General features: G+C 58.1%; 8 protein-coding genes. 6 read left to right on the top strand and 2 right to left on the bottom strand.

Features of this window, described 5'->3' with window-relative positions; all coding sequences use genetic code 11:
* Nucleotide 1: 1 nt before the first annotated feature.
* Nucleotides 2-1,318, bottom strand: a complete 1,317-nt coding sequence (gene hemL, locus VE934_RS07230) for a glutamate-1-semialdehyde 2,1-aminomutase (RefSeq protein WP_324885837.1) — start codon at nt 1,316-1,318, stop codon at nt 2-4.
* A complete protein-coding gene (gene thiD, locus VE934_RS07225) occupies nt 1,302-2,264 on the bottom strand; it encodes a bifunctional hydroxymethylpyrimidine kinase/phosphomethylpyrimidine kinase (protein ID WP_349255957.1) in 963 nt (320 codons plus the stop codon). The genes hemL and thiD overlap by 17 nt, the downstream gene beginning before the upstream one ends.
* An 81-nt stretch (nt 2,265-2,345) precedes the next feature.
* On the opposite strand from thiD, the gene VE934_RS07220 reads away from it, so the two are divergent.
* The 6 genes from VE934_RS07220 (at nt 2,346) to VE934_RS07195 (ending at nt 12,638) form a co-directional block, all read left to right on the top strand.
* Nucleotides 2,346-2,519: a rubredoxin gene (locus VE934_RS07220; protein WP_324885833.1), complete on the top strand. Its 174-nt coding sequence runs from the start codon at nt 2,346-2,348 to the stop codon at nt 2,517-2,519.
* A gap of 75 nt (nt 2,520-2,594) precedes the next feature.
* Entirely contained in the window at nt 2,595-2,981 is a 387-nt protein-coding gene (locus VE934_RS07215) for a response regulator (RefSeq protein ID WP_324885831.1), read from the top strand.
* Nucleotides 2,982-2,992: 11 nt separating this feature from the next.
* A complete protein-coding gene (locus VE934_RS07210; RefSeq protein ID WP_324885829.1) occupies nt 2,993-3,358 on the top strand; it encodes a response regulator transcription factor in 366 nt (121 codons plus the stop codon).
* A 22-nt stretch (nt 3,359-3,380) separates the two neighbouring features.
* Nucleotides 3,381-3,911, top strand: coding sequence for a chemotaxis protein CheW (locus tag VE934_RS07205; RefSeq protein ID WP_324885827.1), 531 nt, complete (start codon nt 3,381-3,383; stop codon nt 3,909-3,911).
* A gap of 244 nt (nt 3,912-4,155) precedes the next feature.
* Complete coding sequence (locus tag VE934_RS07200; RefSeq protein WP_414693824.1) at nt 4,156-6,255, top strand: methyl-accepting chemotaxis protein; 2,100 nt, start codon at nt 4,156-4,158, stop codon at nt 6,253-6,255.
* Between the two features lie 56 nt (nt 6,256-6,311).
* Nucleotides 6,312-12,638 carry an Hpt domain-containing protein gene (locus VE934_RS07195; protein WP_324885823.1) on the top strand — a complete coding sequence of 2,109 codons (6,327 nt, stop codon included), beginning with the start codon at nt 6,312-6,314 and terminating at the stop codon, nt 12,636-12,638.
* Nucleotides 12,639-12,661 lie beyond the last annotated feature (23 nt).

The following is a 12,661-nucleotide window of genomic DNA, read 5'->3' as shown; positions in this document are numbered from 1 at the left end:
GTTAACTGCGGGCAAAAAACTCGGCCGCGGCATCCACGGTTGCCTTGATGTCACCCTCTGTGTGCGCAGAACTGACAAAGCCTGCTTCATACAAGGCAGGTGCGTAGTACACGCCTTTGTCCAACATTGCGTGGAAAAAACGATTGAAAGATGGTCCGTCGGTGGTCATCACCGTTGCATAGTTTTGCGGCAAGGGGTCCAGCAGGAAAAATCCGAACATGCCGCCTTCGCTGTCCGCACTGAAGGTGACGCCTGCTTTTGCGGCAACTTCGCTCAGGCCCTTTGTCAAGCTGCGCGTGCGTTCTCCCAGTGCTTCGTAAAAGCCGGGCCTTTGCAGCTGCCTGAGGGTGGCCAGCCCACATGCGGTGGCTACCGGATTGCCGGAAAGCGTCCCCGCCTGGTACACCGGACCCAGCGGGGCCAGTTGTTCCATGACCGCGCGCGTTCCTCCAAATGCGGCCAAGGGCATACCGCCGCCTATAACTTTGCCCAGCACTGTCATGTCTGGCTTGAAGCCGGGAATGCTCTTGGCATACACGCTTTGCGCACCGCCAAGGGCAACGCGAAAGCCCGTCATCACCTCATCAAAAACAAGCAGCACGCCGTACTGCGTGCACAGCTCGCGGCAGCGTTTCATGAAGGGGACGCTCGCACGCACAAAGTTCATGTTGCCCGCAATCGGTTCGATCATCAGGCAGGCCGTGCTGCTCCCGTGGAGTGCAAAAGCTTCTTCGAGCTGAGCAATATGGTTGTATTCCAGCACCAGGGTGTGCTGCACAACCTCTGGGGGAACCCCTGCGCTGGTGGGATTGCCAAAGGTGGCCAAACCCGAGCCAGCTTTCACCAGCAGAGCATCGGCATGGCCGTGGTAGCAGCCTTCAAATTTCATGATCTTGCTTCGGCCTGTCGCCCCGCGCGCCAGACGGATGGCGCTCATGGCTGCTTCCGTACCGGAACTGACCAGGCGGAGCATTTCGATGGAGGGCAGCAGGCGGACAATTTCCTCCGCGAGTTCGATTTCGCGCTCGGTAGGTGCACCGTAGGAAAAACCTTCGAGAACTGCTTTCTGAACTGCTTCGACCACTTCGGGGTGACCATGACCCAGGATCATCGGGCCCCATGACCCTATGTAGTCGATGTAACGCTTGCCATCCGCATCCCAAAAATACGCGCCCTCGGCACGCTGGATAAACCGCGGGGTGCCGCCCACGGCTTTGAAAGCGCGAACGGGTGAATTGACGCCGCCCGGTATCAGCGCTTTTGCGCGTTCGAACAGAGCGACATTGCGGGACGCGCGGAGATCAGTGTTTGGTGCCATTGGAAGGTAAATCAAAGGGGGGCAGGCTAAGCATTGAGTCCTGCGGATCGCTTTCGGCCTCCGCATCCTCCTCGTCGGCCTCGTCCGTTTCGGTCTGCGCCCAGAACAGGCGGTCCGGCACGATGTTGCCCATGCCTGGGTGAAAACCCGCATCCAGGCTGTGATCGAGGTAGGTCAGGGCCTCGGTCGTTGCAGCCTGGAGGTTGTGGCCATTGGCCAGAAGAGCGGAAAGTGCAGCGGTCAAGGTGTCGCCGGCGCCAGCAAATACAGCTTCAAAGCGTTCAAACTTTTCACTGTAAAGAACGGTTTGCGGTGTTGCCAGCACGTTGTCGATAAACTGCTCGGGCAGCGGCATCCCCGTCACAAAAGTGTACGGAACACCCAGCTCGGCGGCGGCCTTCGCAATATCCCGCGCGGAGGGACTTTTTTCGCCCGCCCAGTCGGGGAGCAGCCAGCGCCACAAGCTGCTGTGGTTGCCCACTAGAATCGTCGTTTGAGGAAGCATCAGCTCGCGAAACGCGTCGAGATAGCTGTCGATGGACTCTTCCTCCCACCACGACAGATTAGGCATATACGCGATGAGCGGGACGTCGGCATAGTCCGAGGCAATCTCTGCAATGGCGCTGATGTTTTCGGGGCTCCCGACAAAGCCAACCTTGATCGCGCTGACCGGCATGTCTTCGAGTGCGGTTCGGGCCTGTTCCGTGACGGCATCTTCGTCGAAGGACATATGGTCGAAGATCTCGGCGGTGTCGCGTACGTAGGTACCTGTCACGACGGCCAGCGCATGTGCGCCGGCGGAAACGATGGCACTGATGTCGGCAGTTAGCCCGCCAGCGCCACTGGGGTCGTTGGCATTAAAAGTCATCACGCAGGCGGGGGAACTCTCGCCTTCCTCTGCTTGCATTTGGCGGGTATCCAGAGGAGCTGTGTTGGGGTTTGCCATAGGGCCCGATTTTGCCTTGTACGGGAATAGCAACGCCTCCTCGATACAATTGTTGCATTCTATTCGAAGGCAACTTAAGCTGTGACTCAATCAACAACGTGGATGTGTTTAATTTGTGGTTGGATTTATGACGAGACCACCGGCGCGCCAGAGCATGGCATTGAAGCAGGGACACCCTGGGCACAAGTGCCCATGAATTGGACCTGTCCTGAATGCGGTGCTCGAAAAGAGGATTTTGAAATGGTACAGATCTGAATGGCTCGCATCAGCCCTTCAGATTATCGCGAGCAGTGTCATGATGGACATCTCGTGTAAAAAGGAGCACAGCCAGTGAGTATTCCCAGCTCAGGACTCAAAGTTCTGGTCATAGATGACAGCAATACCATACGGCGCAGCGCTGAGATATTTTTGAAGCAGGGTGGTCATGAGGTGTTGCTTGCAGAGGACGGCTTCGACGCACTCTCCAAAGTCAACGACTATTTGCCCGACCTGATTTTCTGCGACATCCTGATGCCTCGCCTGGACGGATATCAGACCTGCGCGATTATCAAGCGGAACGAGAGGTTCGCAAATGTTCCGATCGTGATGCTGTCGTCGAAAGACGGGGTGTTCGACAAGGCGCGCGGCAGGATGGTAGGCTCGCAAGACTATCTCACCAAGCCATTCACCAAAGATCAATTGCTGCACACAGTTCAAGAACTTGGCAGCGCAAAATAAGGAGTAACGCTATGGCGATTAAAAAAATTCTGATTGTGGACGACTCTAAAACCGAGTTGATGTTCATGACCGACCTGTTGGGCAAAAATGGGTTTGCAGTCAAAACGGCCGAGAATGCCGAAGACGCCTTCCGCCGTCTGGCTGAAGAAAAACCGGATCTGATCCTGATGGATGTGGTGATGCCGGGTCAAAACGGGTTTCAGCTCACACGCGCCATCACGCGCGATCCGTTGTATGCCGATGTCCCCATCATCATGTGCACGAGCAAGAATCAGGAAACCGACCGCGTGTGGGGTATGCGCCAGGGTGCAAAGGACTACATCACCAAGCCGGTTGACGTTGATGATTTGATGGCCAAGATCAAGGCGCTCGGCTGAACCCCGCGGGATTCACTAAAGCATGGCCAATCGACAAGCCCTAAGGGAACTGCAAAACCGCCTCGCCGTCAGGTTGCAGGCTGCCAAGACTCAGGGCGTTTCGGCTTCGTGGCTTGCTGTGGAGGCTGGCGGGGCGAAATACCTGTTCCCTCTCAACCAGTCCGGGGAAATTTTTCCGTGGGTTAGTGCGCAAAATGTCCCCTATACACAAACCTGGTTTGCGGGCGTTGCCAATTTGCGAGGCGGCTTGTATGGGGTGGTGGATCTGGCAAGTTTCGTCACCGGAAAAGCGCCGCCAGCGCGCAACGAGTTGGCTCGCACCGAATCGCGTCTTGTTGCATTGAACAGCGCGCTAGAGCTCAATTGCGCCTTGCAGGTGGACAAGCTTTCAGGCCTGCGCAATCCCGAAGCTTTTACCGACTTCGCAGAGAGGACGCCAGAATCCCCCGAGTTTTTTGGCCACAGTTATGTCGATGCGAGTGGCGTGAGCTGGCAGGAGATCAATCTGCAACTCTTGGCCCAGCATGCCAATTTTTTGACCATCAGCGCCTAGCGCCATCGTTTTTTTCCCTGGAAGGCACATCATGTCTGTGATTGACAAACTAAATAATCTGTTCGGCAGAAAGTCTGCGCCGCCCCCGGACAGCATGGATCATGTGTCGCTGGACATGTCGGTGGATCCGCAGGCGACGGGGTCGATGGATGCGTCGATCAACACGACGGCGATGACAGCTGCCCCGGTTGCGTCATCTGACCAGGGCCAGCCCCTGGATAGCGAGAATCAGGGGCCTGACAGCATGGATTCTGAGGAGTCCTCTCAGGAAAAAGTTGAGTTGTTATCCTTGCCCGTTCTTGGCCGTCGGCGAATGGGAACACACCAGCGGGTGCTGGTGACCTTGATGACCCTGGCGGCTATTGTTTTGGCATCGGTCACATTTTTTGCCTTGAGTCAGGCCGACCAGGTTGCGCAGCAGGTGGCCGCGACCGGGCAGTCCTTGATGCAATCCCAACGTCTTGCCAAGTCGGTCTCCCAAGCTCTTGTGGGAAGCGCGCAAGCCTTCCCCGACGTGAAAGAAAGCTCGGACGTGCTCGCGAAAACGGTGCGCGGCTTGAAGTTTGGCGAGGACTCCTTACGGCTTGAGGCCGTCGAAGATACCTTGCAAAATGACGTTGACACCGTGATGCCGCTGATGGAGCGGGCCGAAAAAAATGCGGCCACGGTCATGGGACAGCAAGCGATTTTGATGCAGGTGGGCAACGCTCTGCGGACGATTAACCGCCAGTCATCAGACCTTCTGGAAATTGCGGAGACCGTTTCGTCCCTGAAGCTGCAGCAGAATGCAGCCCCCGCCGAAATTTCAGCCGCAGGCCAGCTCGTGATGTTGACGCAGCGAATTGGTAAATCAGCCAACGAATTTCTGACCATGGAGGGTGTGAGCCCTGAGGCCGTGTTCTTGCTGGGTAAGGACTTGAATTCCTTTAAGGAGATTGCACAGGGTTTGCAGGAAGGCAGCCCGGAGTTGCGTTTGAGCGGCTCCAAAGATCCCCAGACCCGCGAACGGCTTGAGGCCTTGATGGCCCTGTACGAGCAGACGCGTGTGCAAGCGGGCGCCATTTTGGGTAACTTGCAGGGCCTGGTTTCTGCGCGAGAAGCGCAGTCATCCATTATTTCGGACAGCGAGGCTCTGCGCCGCGGGCTGGAGGACATTCAGGGCAAGCTGTCGTCACAGACGGGTTTGAGTGTTACGGCGTTGACCATCCTGGGCATCGCTGCGCTTATCGCGCTGCTTTGTGCCGCAGGCCTGGCCCGCTTGCAGGTGCTTGACAGTTTGCAACGTCAGGGTGTTGCCGAAAGCCAGAGGCAGGAGGCCAAAGGCCAGGAGCAGGACGCCAAACGCGTCAATGATGCCAACCAGGCGGCTATTTTGCGATTGATGAATGAGTTGCAAACAGTGGCGGAGGGGGATTTGACCCAGGAAGCTACCGTGACCGAGGACATCACCGGCGCTATCGCCGACTCGGTTAACTACACGGTGGAAGAGTTGCGACAACTGGTAGGTAACGTGCAGAACACGGCGACGCGTGTGGCGCAAACCACCGCTCAGGTGGAAAGTACCTCAACCGAGCTGTTGGCTGCCTCCACCGAGCAGCTGCGGGAAATTCGTGAAACCGGCCAGTCCGTGCTGGACATGGCGACCCGAATTAATGAGGTGTCCAGCCAGGCGCAGGAATCATCCCAGGTGGCGCGCCAATCGCTGACCGCCGCCGAGTCCGGCCTTCAGGCTGTGCAGAACGCCATCGGCGGTATGAACTCGATTCGAGACCAGATCCAGGAAACATCAAAACGGATTAAACGTCTGGGCGAGTCTTCCCAGGAAATTGGTGAGATCACCGAGCTGATCTCGGACATTACGGAACAAACCAACGTGCTGGCGCTTAATGCCGCCATTCAGGCTGCGTCTGCTGGCGAAGCGGGGCGAGGCTTCTCAGTGGTTGCCGAGGAGGTGCAGCGACTGGCTGAACGCTCCGCAGACGCGACGCGCCAGATTTCTGCGCTGGTGAAAGCGATTCAGACCGATACGCAGGATGCTGTGGCCGCTATGGAGCGCTCCACACAGGGTGTGGTTGAAGGGGCCAAGCTGTCCGACAGCGCCGGTACAGCGCTGTCGGAGATTGATTTGGTGTCACGCCGGCTTGCGGATCTGATCGAGCAGATTTCAGCTTCTGCGTCCAGAGAGGCCGAGTCGGCCAACGTGGTGGCTGGCAACATCCAGCACATTTTCGCGGTGACGGAACAAACCGGTGAAGGTACCCGTTCAACTGCCCAGCAGGTGCGGGACTTGTCGCGCATGGCGGAAGAGCTGCGTCAATCGGTTTCGCGATTCAAGATTGCATGATGAGTGCCTGACCCTTTTCTGTCCGTGCCCCCTGCTTAATGACCGGCTTTCCATCTATGCAACCGAACGATCCAAATTCTTCAGCCGCTGAGCTCGATGTGGCTGTCAATGATCTGGGCCCGCTTGCGTGGGTGCTGGACGAGCTTCGAAAATCGCTGGATGGATCTGCGAAAGCGCTCAAGCGCTTCGTCCGCGATGCGGAGATGGCACGAGGTTCTGACCTCGCAGCACTTGATGCAAGTCAGCTACGGATTGCCCGTCAGCAGTTGCATCAGGCTGTTGGTGCTCTCGAAATGGTGGGCTTGGGTGCTCCCGCCCTGGTGCTGCGGGCTATGGAGGCTGCCGTGCAGCGCTTCGTTCAGCATCCCGAGCAATGCAATCAGGAAGCAGCTGCCAAGGTGGAACTGGCCAGCTTTGCCTTGACCGAGTACCTGGAAGGCGTCCTGGCTGACCGGCCGGTTTCGGCTGTGTCCCTGTTTCCGCAGTACCGTGATATTCAGGGACTGGTGGGTGCCGACCGGATTCACCCAGCTGACCTGTGGATTTTTGAGTGGCGGTGGATTGACCCCGTGCTTGGGAGCAGTGTCGAAGGCAGGGCTTACAGCGACGCGGCCAGACAGCTGATGGACCCATTGGTTCTGAAGATCATGCGCAGCGGAGACGCGCAGGCGGCGCAGACGTTCAGGGATTTATGCCTCGGGTTCGCCCACGCTGAGCAAGGCCTTGAACCAAGGGCCTTCTGGAAAATTGCCGCAGCCTATTTTGAAGCGATGGCCCTTGGGCTGTTGAAGGTTGATCTTTACGTCAAGCGGGCAGCGTCACGAGTTTTGCTGCAATACACCGCATTCGCGAAAGGAAGCACCAATGCTTCCGACAGGCTCGCCCAGGATTTGCTGTTTTTCTGTACGCAGGCGATTGCGCCCCGCGCAAGTGATGCCCCAACGCTGTCCGCCATCCGATCAAGTTATGGGCTGGCCCGATTCAAACCTGTCGACTATGAGGCGGTTCAGTTTGGCCGATTTGATCCGGCCTTGCTGGCGCAGGCCCGCAAGCGCATTGTGTCGGCCAAGGAAACATGGTCATCGCTCACAGCGGGAGATGTAGGCAAGTTCAAAATTCTCACAGACCAGTTCAGCCTGGTGACCGATTCCCTTATAAAGCTGCACCCGCCGAGTGAGCCGTTGGCGCTTGCCTTGACGCGAGTGGTTGAGACAACCGTTCGTTCTGCCCAATCTCCTCCGCTTGAATTGGCGCTTGAGGTCGCCACGGCCGTGCTTTATCTTGAGGCGGCCTTTGATGATCTGGATCCCAACGACCCGCAACTGACGGTTCGCACTGCCCGATTGGCCGAGCGTCTGGAAGGCGTGCGGACGGGTGGAGATGCACAGCCTCTTGAGTCGTGGATGGAGGAGTTGTACAGACGCGTTAGCGATAAACAAACCATGGGCAGTGTGGTGGGTGAGCTGCGCATATCGCTGAGTGAACTCGAAAAATCACTGGATCAGTTTTTTCGCAACCCGCAGGAAAAATCGTCACTTGTCTCAGTCCCGGGGCAGTTGTCGCAGATGCGTGGCGTTTTATCTGTGCTCGGGCTGGACCAGGCCTCTCAGGCAGTGCTTCGCATGCGGGACAGCGTGGAAAAAATGCTGGCGACGGAGGTAGACGAGCAAATGGCCCGTGCCGCCGGAACGTTTGATCAGCTCGGAAACAATCTCGGTGCGTTGAGCTTTCTGATTGACATGCTCAATTACCAGCCAGCACTCGCGAAAAAGCTTTTCATCTATGACGACCACACTGGCGAGTTAAAGCCGGTGATGGGGCGTATTCGCGGCGAAGCCGACATGGCGGTCACGATAACGGTCAACAGCGAGCTGTCCCAGGAGGTCTTGTCCGTTGTGCAGGATGCCGAGGCAGGCGCTTCGGTAGAAAATCTCAGTGTCAAACTGGATGTGTTGGCAACACACGCGGCCTTGGCCGAACAGCCCGCATTGGCACAGACTGCCCGTAACGCAGCTATTGCCGTCGCCGAACAGACGGTCACAACGACCACCAGTTCACTGAGCGGATTGGTCGCAGCCACTGCGCCGGCAACTGTCCCCGAGGCTCCGCCCACGGGGTCAGCGGCGGCCTCGGCAGATTTTGAAGAAGATGACCTGAGAGACATTTTTCTGGAAGAAGCGCGGGAGGTCGCAGGACACGCCCAGGCCGCGATTGCTGCGCTTGCTGCCGAGCCTTCAAATATGGGGGAGCTCACGATACTGCGTCGGGCTTTTCATACGCTCAAAGGCAGCTCACGCATGGTCGGACTCAACGAGTTCGGCGAGGCAGCGTGGTCCCTGGAGCAACTGCTCAATGGCTGGCTGGCAGAGCAAAAGCCGTCCAACGATGAATTCCGGACCCTGTGTGTCCAGGTCATGGACGGGTTCGTAGCGTGGATTGACGACATTGCAGCGAACCGGGAGACCTCGTGGAAGTCGTCCGCCTTCCGTGCCACAGCCGATGCGATGCGGACTGAAGGGCGCTTTTCTCCTTTGCAGCAGCCTGCAGTGGCACCGGCAATGGAATCGCCCCCGATCACTTTGGAAGCGGAATTGCCAGCTGCGGAAGTTGCAGCAGAATTGCCGGCATACGCTGAGATCACTTCCCTTCAAGGCTCATCTGAAGCAGAACATCAGATTGTCACATCCGACCAGGCGACCGATCTTGATTTTGACTTCGGACTGGATGTTCAGGCCGCCGAAACCTCAGCGACCGGCGCTCCGCCCGAAGCGCTGGTCTCGTCCGAACCCGAGATCGAGCTCTCCGAGATTCAGGGTATTGACTTTGACAGCCTTGCAACTCTGAGCACACCTGAAGCAAGCAATGTTGCGCCGGTGCAGACTTCCTCAGATGCCGTGTTCGAACTCGAATTGCCCCCTCTTGCCACCAATACGGCTGCCGATCCCGTGGAGATGTCGGCTGCTGATTTCGACGCGCAATTTCTCCAGGAAGCAATTTCGCAAGAGCAGGTGGCGCCGCCGCAGCCCATGGCAGCAGAGCTGGTCGCCGACCTCTCGATGGCTGATTTCGATCTGGACATCGGAGAGCCTGCCGCTGACGGGCCTCTGGAGGACCAATTTCCATCAACACCGGCAGCTGCACCCGCAACAGCTGGGCAAGACCGCCTGGAGCCCGAGGAATTTAGTGCATCTGAAACGTTTGAGGAGGATCCGGTCAAGGTTATCGGCTCTCTGCGAATCGGTATCCCCCTGTACAACGTCTATCTGAATGAAGCGGACGAATGGTCGCGTCGGCTCGTGACCGAGGTTACCGAGTGGACGATGGAGTCGGATCGGCCGATTGGCGATTCGACACTTGCGCTGACACATTCTTTGGCAGGCAGTTCGGCTACGGTAGGGTTCGAAGCCCTGTCGGAAATGGCCCGCGCACTTGAACATGCGCTTGAGCAGTCGCAAGGACTCCATGCCAAGGGCATCAGCCGGTATCACCAGACTTTTGTCGACGCGGCGGAAGATATTCGACGCCTGCTGCACCAGTTTGCAGCCGGATTTCTCAAAACGCCCGACCCGAAAATTCTGCAAGCGCTGCGTGCCATCGATCTGTCGGTGCCTCAGGACGATGCAGTCGATGCGACCGAGTCCACTGCGTCACCCGAAGTTGTAAACGTTGAACCCGTTAGCACTCCCGTGGTTCCGTTAACCAGTGTCGACAGGGTGGTGGCGCGAGTGATTTCCGGCTCTGTCGCGGTTAGCAGGACTTCGACAGTCCCACGACCGGCCCCCCCGACTGAACAACCGATTGTTGAGCCCCCAGTCCAAGTGCCAGCCCCCGCGCCTGGCCACGACCCAGCTCCGCTTGCCCCCGATGCCAGGCTGGCCGAGCCGGCATCTGCGATTGCCGTAGCGCCCGCGTTAGCCGCCGCGCCATCCGCGCAGGTTGCAGCAGTCTCTGCCCAATCCGCTTCAGCGGCTTTCAGCGAAGACATGGATGACGAGTTCGACGCGGTGGATGCCATCGACCCGGACTTGTTTCCGATCTTTGAGGAAGAGGGCGCCGAGTTGATGCCCCAGCTGGGCGGCGGCCTGCGCCAATGGGCTGCTCGTCCGGATAACCAGGGCGCCCGCAACGAAGTTTTGCGGGCCCTGCACACGCTTAAAGGCAGCGCGCGATTGGCCGGAGCCATGCGTCTCGGCGAGATGGCTCACCGCATCGAATCCGATATTGAACGTTTGGGTAGCGACGCAGCGGCATCCCAGGACTTTGATTCCTTGCTTGTGACCTTTGATGCGATGCAGGCCAATTTTGAGGCCTTGCGTCATCCAGGCGTGGTACCCGAGACGCTTGAGCCGCTGAATCCGCCGGTGCAAGCCGAACAGGAAGGTGCGCCAGAGGCGACGCAAGAACAGGGCGATACAGCCGCACCTGTCGGGCGGAAAGTCACCATATCCCTTGCCCAGGCAACGGCATTGCAGCCCTTGCGCGCTGCGTCCTCAGGGTCGATCCGCGTTCGTTCGCAACTGCTTGACCGCATGGTGAATCAGGCCGGTGAGGTGATGATTACCCGTTCCAGGCTTGAGGCCGAGCTGAATCAGCTGCGCGGCTCGCTCAATGACCTGAGCGGAAACTTGAACCGTTTGCGCGCGCAGCTGCGTGACGTGGAGTTGCACTCAGAAACACAGATGCAGTCCCGGCTCCAGCAGGCCAAAGAAGCACAGCTGGGGTTTGACCCCCTGGAATTTGACCGCTTCACGCGTGTGCAGGAATTGACCCGCATGATGGCGGAGTCAGTGAATGACGTTGCGACCGTGCAGCGCACGCTGCAGCGGACAGTGGAAGCTACCGAGGATGACTTGATCGCCCAGGCGCGCCAGACCCGCGAACTGCAGCGCGACCTGCTTCGTACCCGGATGGTGGAGTTTGAAGGTATTTCAGAACGGCTCTACAGGGTAGTGCGTCAAGCGTCCAAAGATGCAGGCAAGCAGGTGCGGCTGGATCTGCAGGGCGGCACCATCGAGATGGACCGCGGCATGCTGGACCGCATGACACCAGCGTTTGAGCATTTGCTGCGAAATTGCGTGGCACATGGCATCGAAGACCCGCAGACCCGCACTGCATCCGGGAAAGACGCGAGCGGCATGATCACCGTGCGTTTGCAGCAGTCTGGCAACGACGTCTCTGTCGAATTCAGTGACGACGGTGCTGGCCTCAACTTGCAGCGCATCAGGGAAAAGGCAGTGACATCCGGTCTGATTTCCACCGATCAGCAGATAAGTGACGATGAAGCCGCGAATCTGATTTTCATGCCCGGCTTCTCGACTGCCACGCAAGTGACCGAACTCGCAGGGCGGGGAATTGGCATGGACGTGGTTCGCTCAGAAGTTAACGCGCTGGGTGGACGCATTGAGACAACCACGACACTTGGCAAGGGCACCAACTTCAAGCTGATTTTGCCTTTGACCACTGCCGTTACACAGGTGGTCATGCTCAGGGCTGGCACGTCTTCCATTGGCGTTCCTGCCAATGTGGTCGAGACCGTTCGCCGGATTTCTGCCAAAGATTTGCAGCAGGCGTACAACACCGGCGCGATTGATGTTGCGGGTGAAGCTGTTTCTTTCTTCTGGGCGGGGGCATTGCTTCAGGCTTCTCGCAAGACCACTGAACCACAGACCAAGACCACGCCGGTGGTGATCTTCCGCAGTGCCGCGCAGCGTTTGGCCCTTCATGTGGATGAGGTGTTGGGCACGCAGGAGGTGGTGGTTAAAAACCTCGGGCCGCAACTGTCACGGCTGCCAGGTCTGGCGGGTATGTCGGTGCTGGCGTCCGGCGCAGTTGTTTTGATTTACAACCCCGTAGCGCTGGCGACAGTTTATGGTCAGCAGGCGCGGGCGTTGAGTTCCGATAACGCAGAGCCCCACATGCTGGAACGCTCTGTGGAGCAGCCGTCCGAAGGTGGCCTGTCGACAGTCGTTTCATCAGTTCCGGTCGCTCCGCAGATTCCGCTGATTTTGGTGGTCGACGATTCCATCACGGTTCGCCGGGTGACGCAGCGACTGTTGCAGCGCGAAGGTTATCGCGTCACGATGGCCGCAGACGGCTTGCAGGCACTTGAACGGCTGCAGGAAGAGCGACCCACCCTGGTGTTGTCGGATATCGAAATGCCGCGCATGGACGGCTTCGATCTGGTGCGCAACATTCGCGGAGACGTGCGTTTGAGCAGTTTGCCGGTCATCATGATCACTTCGCGCATCGCGGAAAAACATCGTGAACATGCCAATGAGTTGGGCGTTGACCACTACCTCGGCAAGCCATATAACGAGGATGAATTGCTCAGCCTGATTCGTCACTATTGCGCGCTTGAAGCTGCGGCCGCCGCTACGGCTTGAAGGTAAATTGGCCGTTCGCCCTT

This window comes from Polaromonas sp., from assembly GCF_035638815.1.
Classification (GTDB): Bacteria; Pseudomonadota; Gammaproteobacteria; order Burkholderiales; family Burkholderiaceae_C; genus Polaromonas.
This window is presented reverse-complemented; position numbering and strand designations above follow the sequence as displayed.

Coding starts and splice junctions, on each gene's coding strand:
- VE934_RS07195 (WP_324885823.1), top strand. CDS start 6,312: ATGCAACCGAACGATCCAAATTCTTCAGCCGCTGAGCTCGATGTGGCT.
- VE934_RS07210 (WP_324885829.1), top strand. CDS start 2,993: ATGGCGATTAAAAAAATTCTGATTGTGGACGACTCTAAAACCGAGTTG.
- VE934_RS07205 (WP_324885827.1), top strand. CDS start 3,381: ATGGCCAATCGACAAGCCCTAAGGGAACTGCAAAACCGCCTCGCCGTC.
- hemL (WP_324885837.1), bottom strand. CDS start 1,318: ATGGCACCAAACACTGATCTCCGCGCGTCCCGCAATGTCGCTCTGTTC.
- thiD (WP_349255957.1), bottom strand. CDS start 2,264: ATGGCAAACCCCAACACAGCTCCTCTGGATACCCGCCAAATGCAAGCA.
- VE934_RS07200 (WP_414693824.1), top strand. CDS start 4,156: ATGGATTCTGAGGAGTCCTCTCAGGAAAAAGTTGAGTTGTTATCCTTG.